The organism is Pseudomonas sp. C9D1 (assembly GCF_056491235.1).
In genome coordinates, this window is record NZ_JBSZIE010000002.1 from 804,804 (window position 1) to 820,469 (window position 15,666).

Here is a 15,666-nt window from a genome sequence, read left to right on the forward strand (position 1 = left end):
GATGGCCCGAATGCACGACGCCTCCCGAAGGAGGCGCCGTGGTTCAGCCCGGGGGGTGGATCAGGCCAGGTCGAAGCGGTCGAGGTTCATCACCTTGGTCCAGGCGGCGACGAAGTCCTTGACGAACTTGTCCTTGGCATCGGCGCTGGCGTACACCTCGGCGATGGCGCGCAGTTGCGCGTGGGAGCCGAACACCAGGTCGACGCGGGTGCCGGTCCATTTCACCTGGCCGGTCTTGCGGTCGCGCCCCTCATAACTGGTGGCCGAGGCCGGCTTCCATTCCACGCCCATGTCCAGCAGGTGGGTGAAGAAGTCGTTGCTCAGCACCCCGGGGCGGTCGGTGAAGACGCCGTGTTTGCTCTGCCCCACGTTGGCCCCGAGCACGCGCAGGCCGCCCACCAGCACGGTCATCTCCGGTGCGGACAGGGTCAGCAGTTGCGCCTTGTCCACCAGCAGCTGCTCGGCGGAAACGCTGTAGCGGCCCTTGAGGTAGTTGCGGAAGCCGTCGGCGATGGGCTCCAGGAAGCCGAAGGATTCCACATCCGTCTGCTCCTGGGAGGCGTCCATGCGCCCCGGCGTGAAGGGCACGGTGATGCTGTGCCCGGCGCTCTTCGCCGCCTGCTCCACCCCGGCGCTGCCGGCCAGGACGATGAGGTCGGCGAGGGAGATCTTCTTGCCGCCGGCCTGGGCGCCGTTGAACTCGCCCTGGATGCTTTCGAGAATCGCCAGCACGTTCTTCAACTGCTCGGGCTGGTTGGCTTCCCAGGAGCGCTGCGGCTCCAGGCGCAGGCGCCCGCCGTTGGCACCGCCGCGCTTGTCCGAGCCACGGAAGCTGGAAGCAGCGGCCCAGGCAGTGGACACCAGCTGCGCCACCGACAGCCCCGAACCCAGCACCTTGGCCTTGAGCGCGGCGACGTCGGCATCGTCGACCAGCGGGTGGTTCACGGCGGGGATCGGGTCCTGCCACAGCAGTTCCTCGGCGGGCAGCTCCGGCCCCAGGTAGCGGGACAGCGGCCCCATGTCACGGTGGATCAGCTTGTACCAGGCGCGGGCGAAGGCGTCGGCGAGCTGGTCCGGGTTGGCCAGGAAGCGCCGCGAGATCGGCTCGTAGATCGGGTCGAAGCGCAGCGCCAGGTCGGAGGTGAGCATCGACGGCGCGCGGCGCTTGCTCGGGTCGTGGGCGTCGGGGATCTTGCCATCGCCCGCCCCGCCCTTGGGCCGCCACTGGTGGGCGCCGGCCGGACTCTTGGTCAGTTCCCATTCGTAGCCGAAGAGGTTCTCCAGGTACTCGTTGCTCCAGCGTGCCGGGGTCGAGGTCCAGGTCACCTCCAGGCCGCTGGTGATGGTATCGCCGCCCTTGCCGCTGCCGAAGGCGTTCTTCCAGCCCAGGCCCTGCTCTTCCAGGCCCGCCGCCTCGGGCTCGGGCCCGACGTTGTCGGCCGGGCCGGCGCCGTGGGTCTTGCCGAAGGCGTGGCCGCCGGCGATCAGCGCCACGGTTTCCTCGTCGTTCATCGCCATGCGGCCGAAGGTCTCGCGGATGTCCTTGGCCGAGGCGAGCGGGTCCGGGTTGCCTTCGGGGCCTTCCGGGTTCACGTAGATCAGGCCCATCTGCACGGCGGCCAGGGGGTTCTCCAGGTTGCGCTCGCCCTGGTTGGTGCGGCTCTCTTCCTGGGCGTGCTTCCCGGGTTCGGCCACCAGGGTGCCGTCGCCCGGCTCCTGCACCGCCTTGGTGTTGCCGTAGCGCTCGTCACCGCCGAGCCAGACGGTCTCGGTGCCCCAGTAGACGTCCTCGTCCGGCTCCCACACATCGGGGCGGCCACCGGAGAAGCCGAAGGTCTTGAAGCCCATGGATTCGAGGGCGACGTTACCGGTGAGGACGATCAGGTCAGCCCAGGACAGGTTGCGCCCGTACTTCTGCTTGATCGGCCAGATCAGCCGGCGCGCCTTGTCCAGGCTGACGTTGTCCGGCCAGCTGTTGAGCGGGGCGAAGCGTTGCTGGCCGGTGCCGGCGCCGCCACGGCCATCGCCGGTGCGGTAGGTGCCGGCGCTGTGCCAGGCCATACGCACGAAGAGCGGGCCGTAGTGGCCGAAGTCGGCGGGCCACCAGTCCTGGGAGTCGGTCATCAGGGCGGTCAGGTCGCGCTTGACCGCAGCGAAGTCGAGGCTCTTGAAGGCCTTGGCGTAGTCGAAGTCCGGGTCCATCGGGTCGGACAGGGAGGAATGCTGGTGGAGGATTTTCAGGTTGAGCTGGTTGGGCCACCAGTCACGGTTGCTGGTGCCACTGCCAGCGGCATGGTTGAACGGGCATTTCGATTCGGTCGACATTTTGATCCACCTCGGGTCGCGTTGGTCCATCTGCTCAACCCGCGCAGGCCGGAACACCGAGGAGCAGACCCGACGCAAGGCCGTCACGGCCACACGGGAGCGCTGACTGGCAGGGTGTTCCAACCACGGTTGCAGCAGGACTCTGTTGTTATCCCTTCATCAGTTGGCGTCGGTCCAAGCCCAACGCCAGATCAAGACTAGACCCCCTGCACCGGAGGTCTAATAGAGCGAGCATTGGGGGTCGATAGCCTGGCTCTGTCAGCCGCCAGCATCCGATCGGGTCCATCAGGCTCATCGGCTCCACGCCCTACTGGCGCGGAGCCGATGTTCGAAGCGGTGTAACTACTGCGCGAGGAAGGCCAGCAGGTCTTCGTTCAATTGCTCCGCGTGGGTCACGGCGAAGCCATGCGGTGCGCCGGCGTAGACCTTGAGCTCGGCACCGGGGATCAGCTCCGCCGCCAGCTTGCCGGTGGCCTCCAGGGGCACGATCTGGTCGTCGTCGCCATGGATCACCAGGGTGGGTACATCGACCTTGGCCAGGTCGCCACGGAAGTCGGTGCCGGCGAAGGCGGTCACGCAGTCGATAGTGCCCTTGAGCGACGCCAGCAGGGCGATGTTCAGGGTCTGGGTGAGCACGCCCTGGGAGATTTCCTGGCCATGGTTGATGCCGTAGAACGGCGCGGCGAAGTCGGCGATGAACTGCGCGCGGTCCTGCAGCAGGCCGGCCTTGATGCCGTCGAACACCGCCTGGTCGACGCCCTGCGGGTGGTCGGCGGTCTTGCCGAAGATCGGCGTCACCGCGCCCAGCAGCGCCAGCTTGGCGACCCGGCCGGTGCCGTGGCGGCCGATGTAGCGGCTGACGTCGCCACCGCCCATGGAGAAGCCCACCAGGGTCACGTCCTGCAGGTCCAGGTGCTCGATCAGCTGGGCGATGTCGTCGGCGAAGGTGTCGTAGTCGTAGCCATTCCACGGCTGGCTGGAGCGACCGAAGCCACGGCGGTCGAAGGCGATGGTGCGGTAGCCGCGGCTGCTCAGGTACTGCATCTGGTATTCCCACATGTCGGCATCCAGCGGCCAGCCATGGCTGAACAGCACGGGCTTGCCGCTGCCCCAATCCTTGTAATAGAGCTCGGTGCCATCACGGGTTAAGAACGTGGTCATGCAAACCTCCAGTTGAACGTTGTTGGGATAGGTGGTGCTGGAGCGGGCCATGCGCAACCGCTCAAGCCCGCACTATCCCCTCCTCGGATAACAATGGGATTGCACGTGTGTGCTGCGCTCTACGCCACCCTAAAGGTGCCACGATGACGCTACGTGCATGACTGTAGGAGCGAATTCATTCGCGATGGAGCATCCGGCCATTCCCAGCCGAGTGCCTACTGGAGGTCTTTCGCGGCTGAAGCCGCTCCCACAGTGGATGCCCGATCACCCGCGCTTGCGCTGCCTGAACGCCGCGGGCGATTCGCCGAGGTGCTGGCGGAACACGCGGCTGAAGGAGGCCTGGCTCGGGTAGCCGACCTCCAAGGCGATGGCGCCGATGCTCATCGCCGTGCCCAGCAGCAACTGTTGCGCACGCTCCAGGCGCAGGCGCGTGACCAGGGCGCCGGGCGAGGTGCCGGCGAGCTGGGTGAAGCTGCGCATGAAGCTGGAGCGGGACATGTTCGCCTCGGCCGCCAGGGCCTCCACCGGCCACTCCCGCGAGAGGTCCGCCAGCAGCGCCAGCGCCGCCTTGCCCAGGCGCCGGTCGCGCAGCAGGGCGAAGATTCCCGGCAATTCATGCTGCTCCTGCAGGTAGGCGCGCATCACCAGGGTGAAGAGGATCACCGACAGTCCATCGACCATCGCCTGGTTGGCCACCTCCTCGCCCTCAGCTTCCAGGCGCATCAGTTCCACCACGGCGGCCAGCCGGCCCTGCATGGCCTCCCCGGCCGGCACCACCAGCACATCCGGCAGCGCCTCCAGCAGGGTCGCACCCGGGCTGTAGTGGATGCGCCCGCAGAGCATCTCGAAGCCCTCCCCGCCCTGGCCGATGCGCAGCAGCGGGATGCGCCCGGGCTCTTGGTACGGGGGCGGCGGGGGGCGCACGCGCCCCGTCTGGTCTGCCTGCAATAGGTGGGAGTCGCTACGCGGCAGCAGCAGGATCTCCCCCGCGCGCAGGCGTCGGGGCGGCTGGCCGGCGAGTTCCAGGCGGCACTCGCCGCGCAGCAGGATGTGGTAGCTGGCCTGGCCCGCCGGCAGGCGTGGGTGGTCCAGGGCCCAGTTGCCGTGCAGCTGGCAGCGAAGGTCCAGCACGCCACGCAGGTTGGCCAGGTCGATCAGGTGGTCGAATGCATGCATTGGGACGTTTCGGCAAAGGGATGGGCAGGAATGCAAAACGCCGGGAGCGCGCCAGCGGGAAACTCTCCTCACCGGCCGATTACCGGCCCCGTGCAAAGCTAGGAGAAGCCATCATGCTGTTCAACTGGTCCGACTACGTTCCCGCCGTTAAAAAAGCCTTCGGCAAGCTCGGCAAGTCCCATCCCAAGATGCTCGCCGCCTACCAAGCCCTGGGTGCCGCCGCCAGCGATGGCGACGCACTGGACGCCAAGACCCGCGAACTGATCGCCATGGCCGTGGCCATCACCACCCGCTGCGACGGCTGCATCGGCGTGCATGCCGAGGCCGCGCGCAAGGCCGGCGCCACCGAGGCCGAACTGGCCCAGGCCCTGGCCACCGCCCTCTCGCTCAACGCCGGCGCCGCCTACATCTACTCGCTGCGTGCCCTGGAGGCCTTCGAGCAGACGGCCTGAGGCCGGTAGCTGAACGACGCCGGAGTCAGAGCAGCACGCCCTTGATCGGCTGCTCCGGCTCGGGCGCCGGCTCGTCCAGCAGCTCCAGCACCGTGATCTCGATGTTGCGGCACATGGCGTTCAGCGGCAGGTCGTTGGGCTGGGTGTCGAAGGGGTCGGAGATCTGGTCGCCCAAGGCGTCCAGGCCGAAGAAGGTGTACGCCAGCACGCAGACCGCGAAGGGCGTGAACCAGCCGATGGCGTCCACCAGGCAGAACGGCAGCAGGAAGCAGTACACGTGAACGATGCGGTGCAGCATGAGGATGTAGGGATAGGGGATGGGCGTGTTCTTGATGCGCTCGCAGCCGCCCAGCACGTAGGACAACCGGGTCAGTTGCTCGTCGAGGGTGGCCTGGACCATCTCCCCCGCCCCTGCTTCGCGGCTCGCCGCCATCACCCGCTGGCCGATCAGGCCCAGCAGCGCGCTGGGCACGTTGCCCTTGCCGGCCAGTTGCGCGCGGGTGGGCTCGTCCAGCAGGCGCTGCACGTCGGCACCGTCGCCACCGCCACGCAGGTGGTCGCGCAACGCGTGGCTGAAGGCGGCCAGCGCATCCACCAGCCGGCGGCGCTCGGTTGGCGCCATGGCCGGGGTCAGGCTCAGCAACTGGCGGGTCAGGTTGCGGGTGACGATCAGCAGCTCGCCCCACAGCGTGCGCGCCTCCCAGAAGCGCTGGTAGGCCACGGTGTTCCTGAAGCCGAGGAAGATCGCCAGGGTCAGCCCCCAGAGGGTGAAGGGCGTGGCGGTGAGGATCACCTTGTAGTGATAGAGCGTGCCGTGGGTGGCCACCACCACCGAGCTGATCAGCACGGTGAACAGCACCTTGCGCCAGATGGCCGGGATGATCGACCCCTTGAGGGAGAACAGCAGGACCGGGATCGAGGGATTCTGGGGACGCGTGATCATCGGATAGGGCTCGGCAGGTACGGCGGGGATGGGCGCAACTATAGAGCCTGGCGACCCCGTTTGGCCTGCGACGCACAGCAGCACCCGAGGTGCGGGCAAGGCAAAGTGTACCGCTCCGGCCGTTCGCAACTGAGCATTGATCGGCATCGCTGTATAAAATTTAATACTGCGCTTCGGTACCGTGCCGATACAGCCTTGGAGGGCAAGAATGACTGCATCAGCAGCGAAGGAAGCCGTGGGCGAGCTCTACAGCCTGGACGCCATGAAGTACGCGCAGAGCATGACCTGGCGCGCCATCGAACAGCTCTCGGAGCTGATTCGCCCCGGCATGCTGGAATCCGAGGCCACCGCCCTCGGCAAGCAGGTGCTCACCGAGCTGGGCATGCAGCGCATCTGGCACCCGCTGCTGATCCGCTTCGGCGCCAACACCCTGAAGACCTTCAAGCAGCGCTCCGACGGCGACCTGCGGCTCGGCGAACACGACATCTACTTCATCGACCTGGGCGCGGTGTGGGACGGCCATGAAGGCGACGCCGGCGCCACCTTCACCACTGGCAACGACCCCGAGATGCTGGCCTGCGCCGCCGCCTGCAAGACCCTCTTCGACCAGGTCGAGCGCTACTGGCGCGAAGAACACGTGGCCGGCCAGGAGCTGTACCGCTACGCCGCCGAACAGGCCGAGGCCATGGGCTGGATGCTCAACCTGGACATCAAGGGCCACCGCGTCAGCGACTTCCCCCACGCCATCTACCGCGCCGGCGACCTGGGCGATTTCGCCGCCTGCCCCAACGTCGGCCTGTGGATCCTGGAAATCCAGCTGGCCCACCCGCAGCGGCCCTTCGGTGCGTTCTACGAGGATCTGTTGGCCTAGCACCGTTGGGCCTCGCTGCGCTCGGCGCCAACCTACGGCGCCGTGCCCAGCCCGAACCACGAAGCCAAGTGGGAATTCATTCGCGATGGAACACCCGGCCACTTGCAGCCGGGTGCCGGCGGCGGGTCCTTCGCGGCTGAAGCCGCTCCCACGGGAAAGCCGCTGCGAGGCCACACATCGCTGCGTTGGGCCTCGCTGCGCTCGGCGCCAACCTACGGCGCCGTGCCCAACCCGAACCAGGGTGCCGACCGGTGCGTAGGGTGGATGGCGCTCTTCTCATCCACCAAACGATCTCGCAGCCCACCTCGTGGGAGCCAATTCATTCGCGATTAAGCCTCCGGCCACTCGCAGCCAAGTGCCGGCGGCGTGTCTTTCGCGGCTTAAGCCGCTCCCACAGGGAGCCCGCCGCGAGGCCGGGCTCTGTCGTTGGTCGACACCAAGCGAAGCCGCTGGAAAAGTCGACTAATCTGCATATTCGAAGACCGCGGCATTACGGAGCTACTCACCGGGAAGGAGGTTGAGCAACAATTCTCGCCGTCATGCGCCAGTGAAGTTCAGCATGGAAAACCTACTGTCTCTGCTTTCTGAAACCGTTCCCGACGCCAAGACGGTCGAGCAACTCACTCGTCCGTTGCTGACACTGCTCAGCAAGGTCACCGGGATGGAGTCCACCTACCTCACCACCATCGACCTCGATGCCGGCGTCCAGCGGGTGGAGTTCGCCCGCAACGCGGGGGATATGGAGATTCCCGAAGGGCTCGCCGTGCCCTGGGGAGACACCCTGTGCAAACGCGCGCTCGATGAGAACCGCCTGTATTCGGACAATGTCTCCGAATGCTGGGGGGACTCCGAGGCGGCCAAGGCGCTGGGCATCCGCACCTATGTCAGTGCTCCGCTGCGGGCCCGCGACGGTCGGCTGCTGGGCACCGTGTGCGCGGCCAGCGCCAGCCAGATGGCGCGCGCGCCGGAAGTGGAACCGACACTGTTGCTGATGTCCGGCCTGCTGAGCTTTTCCCTGGAGCGGGAAATCCTCGTGGAGCAGTTGCAAAGCACCAATGCGGAGCTGGCCCGGCTGGCCCTGACCGATGCGCTGACGGGGCTCTACAACCGCCGCGCCATCCTCGCGGAGATTCCGCGCCTGCTGGCCCTGGCCCGGCGCGAGGACCGCTACCTGCTGGTGGGGGTGGTGGACCTGGATGGCTTCAAGGCCATCAACGACGAACACGGCCACCAGTCCGGGGACCTGTTCCTCATCCAGGTGGCCACCAACCTGCAGAACGGCCTACGCACCAGCGACATGCTCGGCCGCACCGGTGGGGACGAGTTCATCGTCGTGGCCCTGGGCCCGCGTGGCGAGCAACAGGACCTGGCCAGCGAAATGAGCCGTGCCGCCACGCACCTGCAACAGCGTCTGGCCAGTGCCACCGTCGGGCACTACACCTTGAGCGGCGAGAACAGCATCGACTACTGCGGTGCCAGCGCCGGCGTGGTGGCCCTGCTGCCCGAGGGCGTCGACGCGGAGGAAGCGATCAAGCGCGCCGACCGCGAGATGTACCGCATCAAACAGGAACGCAAGCGTAACGCCGCCACCATGCACTGAGCCTGGGCGCCCGTCGGTGGGCGCTCAGATCTTCGGGCCGATATGCCGGCGCAGCACCGCCAGTTCGATGAACTCCGGCGCCTGCACGGCATTGGCGCTCAGCCCGGTGGCGGCTTCGCGCTTGGCCGCGCGAACCAGCTGTTCGCGGTCCAGCCCCGCGTCCACGGCGGCAGCCAGCACGGCCTCCAGTGCCACCCAGAGGGCGTCGTTCACGGCGGTGTGGCGAATGTCTTCCATCGGTCTCGTCCTTCTGCAAGAGAGGGAAAGGGTAGACCAGTCGGGCAACCCCGCTCCCCCGCCTTGCCGCCGGCCGTCGCGGCTGCTTTTCTTCTCACGTTTCAGGCGCAGATGGACTGAACGCCTGGCCGACTTCGCCGCTCATAGTTGTTGACCAGCCCACGCGCGGAACCTGACCCACGACATGGAATCGCCTCAAGACACCCCCCGCGAGAATGCCCTGCCGGCCACCCCCGGTTTCCTGCGCAACGGCGGCGAGATCGCTGCGCTGCTGCAACACGGCCACTGCAAGGACTCACCGCTCGGCACGCCCGAAGACTGGACCCCAGCGCTGAAGACGCTGATGGCCATGGTGCTGCCGGCCAAGGCGCAGATCGTGCTGTTCTGGGGCCCTGACTACGTGGCGCTGTACAACGACGCCTACGCGCCGAGCATCGGCACCAAACACCCACGGGCCCTGGGCCGCCCGGCGCAGGAAAACTGGAGCGAGCTCTGGGACGACCTCGAACCCCTGTTGCGCAGCGTGCGGGAGACCGGCGAGACCTTTCACGCCAAGGACCGCCCCTTCTACATCGAGCGCCACGGCCACGGCGAGACCGTGTACTTCGACGTCTCCTACTCGGCGGTGCGCGAGGAGGATGGCGCGGTGGGCGGCGTGCTGTGCATCGTCAACGAGACCACCGAACGGGTGCGCTTCGAGCACCGCCAGGCCTTCCTCCTCGAACTGGGCCGCACCCTGCCCTCGATCACCGATCCCGAGCGCATCGCCATCCTCACCGCGCGCCGCCTCGGCGAAGAGCTGGGCGCAGCGCGGGTGCTGTTCGGCGAGGACAACGGCGACGGGCAGACCTTCAGCGTGCGCCATGAATACCTCCGCGACGCCCGCTCCGCCGCCGGCCACCACCGCTACCGCAATTTCGGCGCCCACCTGCTGGCCTCGCTGCAGGCGGGCGAAAGCGTCGCGCGCGACGACCTCCACCAGGACTCCGGCCTGGGCCCCGGCGAAAGGGCACTGGCCCACGAGCTTGGCCTGGCCGCCACGCTCCACGTACCGGTGCTGCGCCATGAGCAACTGGAGGCGATGCTGGTCATCCACCACGCGCACCCCCATGTGTTTTCCGAACAGGAACGCCGGCTGGTGGAAGAAACCGCCAAGCTGGCCTGGATGCTGATCAGCCACGCCCGTGCCGAGCGCGCCCTGCACGCCAGCTCGGCGCAGATATCGGCCATGTTCGACCAGGCCAGCGCCGGCATTGCCGTGTATGACCGCACCTGGCACTTCACCCTGGTCAACGACCGCTATTGCCAGATCGTCGGCCGCCCGCGCGAAGCCCTGCTCGGCCTGAGCCTGCAGGAAATCGCCCACCCGGAAAGCCCCTCCGCGCACCTGCACCTGCACCCCCTCGACGCCGACTCGCCCTTCGAGATGACCGAGCGCTACACCCGCCCCGACGGCGAACCGGCCTGGGTGCACAGCCAGATCACCCCCCTTGTGGATGAGCAAGGCGCCGTCAACAGCATGCTCTGCGTGTGCATGGACATCAGCTCGCGCATCCAGGCCGAGGCGCAGCTGCGGGAGCTGAACGAGGGCCTGGAGGCCCGCGTCACGGCCATGGTCGCGCAGCGCGAAACGGCGCTGGCGCAACTGCACGAAGCCCGCAAGATGGAAACCATCGGCCAGCTCACGGGCGGCATCGCCCACGACTTCAACAACCTGCTGACACCGATCATGGCCTCGCTGGAACTGGTGCGCCGGCGCGTGGATGACGAGCGCAGCCGCACCCTCATCGACAGCGCCCTGCAGGCCTCCGACCGCGCGCGGGTGCTGGTGGCCCGGCTGCTGACCTTCGCCCGCCGGCAGACGCTCAACCCCCGGGCGGTGGCCCTGAGCGTGCTGGTCAACGACATGCGCGAACTCATCGAGCGCTCGCTGGGGCCGATGATAGACGTCGAGGTGAACATCCCCGGCCGCCTGCCGGCCGTGGTGGTCGACCCGCACCAGCTCGAACTGGCCATCCTCAACCTCGCGGTCAACGCCCGCGACGCCATGGAGGGCCGTGGCCAGCTGACCCTCGCCGCAGCGCTGGACACCGTGCCCGCCGGCCGGGTGCCGGGCCTCGCCGAGGGCCGCTACGTCAGCCTGAGCGTCAGCGATACCGGCAGCGGCATGGACGAAGTCACCCTCGACCGCTGCCTAGAGCCCTTCTTCACCACCAAGGGCGTGGGCAAGGGCACTGGGCTCGGCCTGTCGATGGTGCAGGGGCTGGCCGCGCAATCCGGTGGCGGTATCACGATCGGCTCCGAAGCCGGCAAGGGCACCCGGGTGACCTTGTGGCTGCCCATCAGCGCCGAACAGGGCAGCCACGAGCCGCCCCTCGCCGACGCCGCGCCAGCGCCACAGAAACCCACCCATGTGCTGCTGGTGGACGACGAGGAGATGGTCCGCCAGACCGTCGCCCTGCAACTGCAGGACCTGGGCTACCAGGTGACCGAAGCCAGTTCGGCCAGCGCCGCGTTGCGCATCATCGAACAGGGCCCGCTGCCGGATGTGCTGGTCACCGACCACATCATGGTCGACCAGACCGGCGCCCAGCTCGTCGAGGAATTGCGCCAGCGCAAGATCGCCATGCCGGCACTGATCATCACCGGCTTCGCCACCCTCACCTCGGCGCAACTCCAGGGTACCGAGGTGCTGAGCAAGCCCTTCCGCCGCGCGGAACTGGCCGAGCGCCTCGCCCGGCTGGTGGAGGCGGCCGGCTGAGCCCGGCCCCTTGCCCTCCTCCGCTTCGCTCCCTATCCTGCGGCGGTCGCGGTCAATCCCGCGGCCGGGTTTGACAGCCCGAAGCCCAGGCGCGAATGCGCCTATAGGTGCATGCGAAAAACGGCGGACGTTTTTTGCAGGCATCGGCACGCATGCAGCTTTCTTGGCTGCTCTGCTCTATGGCAGATCGCGCGGGGAGATCCTCGTGATCTGCCGGTTCTCTGGGCCCGGTCTGTCAACCCCGCGCGGTCTGCCGCCCTTTCGACTGACAGCGATGGCGGCAGCTCCTTAATTTGCCCAGGAGCCACACCATGCATGACGCATCCACCCCCATCGTTTTCCAACGCCACAACCATCAGTTGCGCACCGTAATGGTCGACAACCAGCCCTGGTTCGTCGCCCACGACTTCGCCCGCCTGATCGGCGCCCTGCGCCCCTACCGCATGACCCGCCTGGTGGACCCGCACCAGCGCCGTGTCGTGGTGCTGCGCCACGCCAGCGGTGGCCGCGAGGAGGTGCTGGCCATCAGCGAGGCCGGTGCCTATCGCCTGCTGTACCGCTTCAACCACCCCGAGCATCGCGGCATCAGCCGCTGGCTCAGCGAAGAGGTGGTGCCCAACCTGTACGACCAGCACCGCGACGACGAGGCCACGCCACGGCGGGCCTACATGGTGTGGGCCGAACACTCGGTGAACGCCTTGAAGTGGCAGGGCGAACTGTGGATCGCCCGGGGCGACCTACCGGTGTTCCTCGCCGCCCACGATGACCCCGCACTGAGCGATGAACCGAGCTGGAAGCGCCTGCGCTGACGGCAGGGGCGCACCCAGGCTATGCCTGTAGGTGGGAGAAAAATGGCTCTGTCTGCGTTCGCTGCTGTGAATTCAATGAAAAGGCTCAAGAACAGTGCTTGAAGCGTCTTTCTGGATTCCTGGAACGCCCACCCATGGGTTTCGCTTCGCTCTACACCATCCTACGAAAGCCGCCAGCCGCGGCGCATACCGGTGGTGATGCACACATCCAGGCATAGCCAAAAAAAATCCACCTGGGCCAAGTGAAAACCCGGGTGGATGAAGAGGTGAAGGTCACACCTTTAGTGGGAGGACGGGTCGGCTCGATAGGTTCAGGCTACTTGCTGTGCTCCGGCGACGACGGCCCCTCCACCACGCCCCGTGGCCCGGCGATGCCCCAGTAGACAAGGCCGAGTATGGGGAACAGCGAGATGCCCAGGGCCCACAGCGCCTTGGTGCCCACGGTCTTGTCGCTGCGGAAGACGCTGATGATGGCCCAGATATCGAGCAGGATCAGGATCGCCGCCATGGCGATCCAGAAATAGGAAAAGGGTGCGGACATGATCGTCTCCTCCGCTGGTGGCGATGACGGGGAGCCGCCGCGCACAGCGCTCCCCCTTGCAACATTGGAAGAGCCTGCCACCCCACAGGTTCAGGGAATCGAGCCTTGGGAAGCCACCAGGGTGGGCCTTCGCCACCGCGCGAACATCACCGCGCCATCGCCGAGTCATCATGAAAACCGTTTGTCGATCAATCGCTTAGCGAAGCGCAAGGCGAGGCGAACAATTCCGCCGGGCTCCGTTCAGAGTTCAGGTAGGGCCAATCCCGGCCTGCCTGAAAGGAGCACCATCATGAGCAACAAGAACCCCGGCAACTTCAGCAGCGACCGTGAAAAAGCCTCCGAATCGGGCCGTAAAGGCGTCCAGAGCAGCGGTGGCAACCGTAACTCGTAAGCCGTAATCGCAGCCCGGGCTCCGCGCAGGCGGGGTCGGGGCTGGGCCACCCGCCGCACACGAGGAACCCGCCATGCACAAGGACGAAGACGATCCCATCAACGACCCCGGCAACGAAGACCCGGGCTCTGCCGTCGAACGACGGCCCGGGAACCACCCCGAGGTGCACCCGGGCGACCCGGACATCCAGGGCGACGACGGTTCGAGGGACCCGCAATGACGCCCGCGCCGGTACCGCCCGAGCAGGCTGCCGAGGGCCGGACGCGCATCATCACCTGTGAGAAGGACCAGCAGTTCCACATCGGCAACGATGTAGTGATCACCATTACGGAGATCCGCGGCTTCTCGGTGAAGATGGCCATCGGGGCGCCGCGCTCCGTACCGGTGCACCGCGAGGAGATCTACCGGCGCATCCAGCAGGCGCTGGAGGCCGAGCAGGGCAAGGCCACGGGCGCCCGCGAGGCCTGACGCGCAAGCCGTAGCGGGCGCGCAGGCGTTAGGCGGCCACTGCATCGTGCAGGGCATGGGCACGATGGCCGCCATCGGCCTATCTCCCTCGTACCGGTGCGGTGGGATGACGGTTATCGGCATCGCGTTCGGCTCGAGGAAAATGGGCTGGGCGCGGACGCGGTCTATGCTTGGTTTTCCCAGCCAGCGGAGAACGCCATGACCCAGGACGAGATGAAGAACCGTCTCAACGACGCGATCCAGGCCACCCTCGACTCCCAGCGCGGCGGCCCCTTCCCCGCCCGGCAGATTTCCTACTCCGTGGCCATCGGCATGGCAACGGCGATGCGGCTGTGCGAGCTGGTGGAGGGCGAGGAATACAGCCAGATCATCCAGCGCATCACCGACCGTATCGAGCACGAGCTCGCCAAGGCGGCCGAGCCGAAATCCTGATCGTCGGTTCGCCTGTTTTTTTGTTGAAACATTCCCCTGGCCACTCTGCTCTATAGCGCTGTCCGCCCCTTCCCGCGGGTCATTGCTATCAGGAGGAGATATGGATTGGCTCATCAGCTACCGCAACGCTGAAGGTCAGGATAAGTCGGTCACCATTCGCTCGAACCATCTGCCCAACCACAAGACGACTGCCCGCTGCGTGGTGGAACACGCCTTCGGCGACAAGCCACCCAGGCCGCTCGGCAACCTGTCCGCGATGGTCTGGCTCGCCAGCTGCGGGCTGGAGATTCTGGACATCAGCCTGCTGAGGGATGATCGAGCGGGGCAGCAGCCAATCACGTTCTCCCGCCCAGGGCCCTACTACCGCCAGAGGCGCGAGGCGGAGGCAGCACAGCCGGAACAGCCCGCGTCCTAGCGTCGCGCGCACAGCGGCAGCTGGAGCGCACGCACGGGGCTCCGCTGGTGGACAAAAAGAGCGTTGTGCACCCTACGAAAAGCCACTCCGCAGTCATGCCGGGACCCAGGGTGGATGGCGCTCTTTTCATCCACCAGATGCCGCCGGGCGCAGGTTGCCATGGGCCGCCTCGGGCCTGTAGGTCGGGTGCAACCCGACAGGCCCGGCGACCACGCCCCTCAGGAATGGATAGACGAAGTAACCGCGTCGGCGGCCATGCCCAGGCAGTCGATCTCGTGGATCATCCCGGAGGCCTCCGTCAGGTCAGCTCGCGCCTGCCCGGGCGCGATTCGACGCTCTGGTTATCGGGAGTGCGGGGAAGGTCGTTCATGGTCGTTTCCAGTGGGTTGCTCAGGTTCGGTGGAGCCGCCCGCGCCGCTTGTCGTTCCGTCAATCCGTCGGCCGGTGGCGGCCCTCGGCAGCCCCGGTCATCCCATAGCCTGAACTCCGCCGAAGCCGCCGCAGTCACTCCAGCATGCCCCTCGGAGGACCGCACCATGCACACCCACTATGAAGGCCAGGCCACCCTCGTCTACGCGCCCGGCCACCAGGGCAGGTCGACCATGCCGACCGCCTGCAGCACCACCGTCGTGCTCGACGAAACCATCCCCGGCATCTTCAGCCTCACCTGCGACCTGGACCTGGGCGATGCCGACTCGCTGCACATCACCCTGCCCAACGGCCTCAGCGTGGAGGGGCTGATCACCTACCAGGATGGGCGCACGCTCAATATCGTCACCCTGAACTGAGGAGCGGGACATGAACCCAGTGCGGACGGCAGCCCTGCAGGAAGCCTTGTGGATAGCGCTGGAGGCCACCCTGGCGGCCGCGGAAGAAGCCGGTGTGGACCGCGAAGACCTGCTCGCCGCCGCCCGGGGCATCGCCACCTCGGCGCTGAAGAGCGGCTCCGACCAGGCTGCATCGCTGATCGCCCAGGCCGCCTTGCGCCGGCACATCGGGCAACGCCCCTGAGCGCCCTAGCGACCCATGTCCCCCTGCGCAATTGACTCGGTGCCAATAAACTCCTTGAGCGCAAGGCCTGGAT

The 15,666-nt window shown here is 67.1% G+C and carries 18 protein-coding genes; 12 read left to right on the forward strand and 6 right to left on the reverse strand.

The window, feature by feature from the left end:
• Nucleotides 1-60: 60 nt before the first annotated feature.
• The 3 genes from katG to ACXI0U_RS11970 all read right to left on the reverse strand — a co-directional run bounded on the left by katG (nucleotide 61) and on the right by ACXI0U_RS11970 (nucleotide 4,662).
• Nucleotides 61-2,325: a catalase/peroxidase HPI gene (katG, locus tag ACXI0U_RS11960; RefSeq protein ID WP_479550302.1), complete on the reverse strand. Its 2,265-nt coding sequence runs from the start codon at nucleotides 2,323-2,325 to the stop codon at nucleotides 61-63.
• A 342-nt stretch (nucleotides 2,326-2,667) separates the two neighbouring features.
• The gene (locus ACXI0U_RS11965) at nucleotides 2,668-3,486 is read right to left on the reverse strand and encodes an alpha/beta fold hydrolase (RefSeq protein WP_479550303.1); all 819 of its coding nucleotides are present in this window, start codon (nucleotides 3,484-3,486) and stop codon (nucleotides 2,668-2,670) included.
• Between the two features lie 264 nt (nucleotides 3,487-3,750).
• Nucleotides 3,751-4,662: an AraC family transcriptional regulator gene (locus ACXI0U_RS11970; RefSeq protein ID WP_374980610.1), complete on the reverse strand. Its 912-nt coding sequence runs from the start codon at nucleotides 4,660-4,662 to the stop codon at nucleotides 3,751-3,753.
• Nucleotides 4,663-4,775: 113 nt separating this feature from the next.
• Between ACXI0U_RS11970 and ACXI0U_RS11975 the strand changes: the two genes are divergently transcribed.
• Nucleotides 4,776-5,114, forward strand: a complete 339-nt coding sequence (locus tag ACXI0U_RS11975) for a carboxymuconolactone decarboxylase family protein (protein WP_479550304.1) — start codon at nucleotides 4,776-4,778, stop codon at nucleotides 5,112-5,114.
• Between the two features lie 25 nt (nucleotides 5,115-5,139).
• Here the strand turns inward: ACXI0U_RS11975 and ACXI0U_RS11980 are convergent, their stop codons facing one another.
• Nucleotides 5,140-6,057 (reverse strand): bestrophin family protein, encoded by a 918-nt coding sequence (locus tag ACXI0U_RS11980; protein WP_043242100.1) that lies wholly within the window; start codon nucleotides 6,055-6,057, stop codon nucleotides 5,140-5,142.
• 208 nt (nucleotides 6,058-6,265) lie between these two features.
• On the opposite strand from ACXI0U_RS11980, the gene ACXI0U_RS11985 reads away from it, so the two are divergent.
• The gene (locus ACXI0U_RS11985; RefSeq protein ID WP_374980599.1) at nucleotides 6,266-6,928 is read left to right on the forward strand and encodes a M24 family metallopeptidase; all 663 of its coding nucleotides are present in this window, start codon (nucleotides 6,266-6,268) and stop codon (nucleotides 6,926-6,928) included.
• Nucleotides 6,929-7,487: 559 nt separating this feature from the next.
• Nucleotides 7,488-8,528, forward strand: coding sequence for a GGDEF domain-containing protein (locus ACXI0U_RS11990; RefSeq protein ID WP_479550305.1), 1,041 nt, complete (start codon nucleotides 7,488-7,490; stop codon nucleotides 8,526-8,528).
• Nucleotides 8,529-8,552: 24 nt separating this feature from the next.
• On the opposite strand, the gene ACXI0U_RS11995 is transcribed toward ACXI0U_RS11990, so the two are convergent.
• Entirely contained in the window at nucleotides 8,553-8,765 is a 213-nt protein-coding gene (locus tag ACXI0U_RS11995) for a hypothetical protein (RefSeq protein ID WP_021220043.1), read from the reverse strand.
• Between the two features lie 184 nt (nucleotides 8,766-8,949).
• On the opposite strand from ACXI0U_RS11995, the gene ACXI0U_RS12000 reads away from it, so the two are divergent.
• Nucleotides 8,950-11,526 carry a PAS domain S-box protein gene (locus tag ACXI0U_RS12000; RefSeq protein WP_479550306.1) on the forward strand — a complete coding sequence of 859 codons (2,577 nt, stop codon included), beginning with the start codon at nucleotides 8,950-8,952 and terminating at the stop codon, nucleotides 11,524-11,526.
• 311 nt (nucleotides 11,527-11,837) lie between these two features.
• Complete coding sequence (locus tag ACXI0U_RS12005) at nucleotides 11,838-12,335, forward strand: BRO-N domain-containing protein (protein WP_431484748.1); 498 nt, start codon at nucleotides 11,838-11,840, stop codon at nucleotides 12,333-12,335.
• 316 nt (nucleotides 12,336-12,651) lie between these two features.
• Here the strand turns inward: ACXI0U_RS12005 and ACXI0U_RS12010 are convergent, their stop codons facing one another.
• Nucleotides 12,652-12,876 carry a PLD nuclease N-terminal domain-containing protein gene (locus ACXI0U_RS12010; RefSeq protein WP_021220040.1) on the reverse strand — a complete coding sequence of 75 codons (225 nt, stop codon included), beginning with the start codon at nucleotides 12,874-12,876 and terminating at the stop codon, nucleotides 12,652-12,654.
• A gap of 289 nt (nucleotides 12,877-13,165) precedes the next feature.
• Here ACXI0U_RS12010 and ACXI0U_RS12015 point away from each other — a divergent pair, with 289 nt between their 5' ends.
• The 7 genes from ACXI0U_RS12015 (at nucleotide 13,166) to ACXI0U_RS12045 (ending at nucleotide 15,593) form a co-directional block, all read left to right on the forward strand.
• Nucleotides 13,166-13,267: a KGG domain-containing protein gene (locus ACXI0U_RS12015; protein WP_374980595.1), complete on the forward strand. Its 102-nt coding sequence runs from the start codon at nucleotides 13,166-13,168 to the stop codon at nucleotides 13,265-13,267.
• 73 nt (nucleotides 13,268-13,340) lie between these two features.
• On the forward strand, nucleotides 13,341-13,487 hold the full coding sequence (locus ACXI0U_RS12020; protein WP_350448397.1) for a hypothetical protein: 147 nt from the start codon (nucleotides 13,341-13,343) through the stop codon (nucleotides 13,485-13,487).
• Nucleotides 13,484-13,735, forward strand: a complete 252-nt coding sequence (locus tag ACXI0U_RS12025) for a carbon storage regulator (protein ID WP_374980594.1) — start codon at nucleotides 13,484-13,486, stop codon at nucleotides 13,733-13,735. Before ACXI0U_RS12020 ends, ACXI0U_RS12025 begins: the two co-directional genes overlap by 4 nt.
• A 198-nt stretch (nucleotides 13,736-13,933) precedes the next feature.
• Complete coding sequence (locus tag ACXI0U_RS12030) at nucleotides 13,934-14,167, forward strand: hypothetical protein (protein ID WP_350448395.1); 234 nt, start codon at nucleotides 13,934-13,936, stop codon at nucleotides 14,165-14,167.
• A 100-nt stretch (nucleotides 14,168-14,267) separates the two neighbouring features.
• Nucleotides 14,268-14,582 (forward strand): hypothetical protein, encoded by a 315-nt coding sequence (locus tag ACXI0U_RS12035; protein ID WP_374980593.1) that lies wholly within the window; start codon nucleotides 14,268-14,270, stop codon nucleotides 14,580-14,582.
• 536 nt (nucleotides 14,583-15,118) lie between these two features.
• The gene (locus ACXI0U_RS12040) at nucleotides 15,119-15,370 is read left to right on the forward strand and encodes a hypothetical protein (RefSeq protein ID WP_431484750.1); all 252 of its coding nucleotides are present in this window, start codon (nucleotides 15,119-15,121) and stop codon (nucleotides 15,368-15,370) included.
• 10 nt (nucleotides 15,371-15,380) lie between these two features.
• Nucleotides 15,381-15,593: a hypothetical protein gene (locus tag ACXI0U_RS12045; protein ID WP_021220022.1), complete on the forward strand. Its 213-nt coding sequence runs from the start codon at nucleotides 15,381-15,383 to the stop codon at nucleotides 15,591-15,593.
• Nucleotides 15,594-15,666 lie beyond the last annotated feature (73 nt).

Bases quoted from the DNA above. Each gene is read 5' to 3' on its own strand.
- ACXI0U_RS11985 (WP_374980599.1), top strand. From the start codon at position 6,266: ATGACTGCATCAGCAGCGAAGGAAGCCGTGGGCGAGCTCTACAGCCTG.
- ACXI0U_RS12035 (WP_374980593.1), top strand. From the start codon at position 14,268: ATGGATTGGCTCATCAGCTACCGCAACGCTGAAGGTCAGGATAAGTCG.
- ACXI0U_RS11965 (WP_479550303.1), bottom strand. From the start codon at position 3,486: ATGACCACGTTCTTAACCCGTGATGGCACCGAGCTCTATTACAAGGAT.
- ACXI0U_RS12045 (WP_021220022.1), top strand. From the start codon at position 15,381: ATGAACCCAGTGCGGACGGCAGCCCTGCAGGAAGCCTTGTGGATAGCG.
- ACXI0U_RS11975 (WP_479550304.1), top strand. From the start codon at position 4,776: ATGCTGTTCAACTGGTCCGACTACGTTCCCGCCGTTAAAAAAGCCTTC.
- ACXI0U_RS11980 (WP_043242100.1), bottom strand. From the start codon at position 6,057: ATGATCACGCGTCCCCAGAATCCCTCGATCCCGGTCCTGCTGTTCTCC.
- ACXI0U_RS11995 (WP_021220043.1), bottom strand. From the start codon at position 8,765: ATGGAAGACATTCGCCACACCGCCGTGAACGACGCCCTCTGGGTGGCA.
- ACXI0U_RS12010 (WP_021220040.1), bottom strand. From the start codon at position 12,876: ATGTCCGCACCCTTTTCCTATTTCTGGATCGCCATGGCGGCGATCCTG.
- ACXI0U_RS12015 (WP_374980595.1), top strand. From the start codon at position 13,166: ATGAGCAACAAGAACCCCGGCAACTTCAGCAGCGACCGTGAAAAAGCC.
- ACXI0U_RS12040 (WP_431484750.1), top strand. From the start codon at position 15,119: ATGCACACCCACTATGAAGGCCAGGCCACCCTCGTCTACGCGCCCGGC.
- ACXI0U_RS12005 (WP_431484748.1), top strand. From the start codon at position 11,838: ATGCATGACGCATCCACCCCCATCGTTTTCCAACGCCACAACCATCAG.
- ACXI0U_RS12030 (WP_350448395.1), top strand. From the start codon at position 13,934: ATGACCCAGGACGAGATGAAGAACCGTCTCAACGACGCGATCCAGGCC.
- ACXI0U_RS12000 (WP_479550306.1), top strand. From the start codon at position 8,950: ATGGAATCGCCTCAAGACACCCCCCGCGAGAATGCCCTGCCGGCCACC.
- ACXI0U_RS11990 (WP_479550305.1), top strand. From the start codon at position 7,488: ATGGAAAACCTACTGTCTCTGCTTTCTGAAACCGTTCCCGACGCCAAG.
- katG (WP_479550302.1), bottom strand. From the start codon at position 2,325: ATGTCGACCGAATCGAAATGCCCGTTCAACCATGCCGCTGGCAGTGGC.
- ACXI0U_RS12020 (WP_350448397.1), top strand. From the start codon at position 13,341: ATGCACAAGGACGAAGACGATCCCATCAACGACCCCGGCAACGAAGAC.
- ACXI0U_RS11970 (WP_374980610.1), bottom strand. From the start codon at position 4,662: ATGCATGCATTCGACCACCTGATCGACCTGGCCAACCTGCGTGGCGTG.
- ACXI0U_RS12025 (WP_374980594.1), top strand. From the start codon at position 13,484: ATGACGCCCGCGCCGGTACCGCCCGAGCAGGCTGCCGAGGGCCGGACG.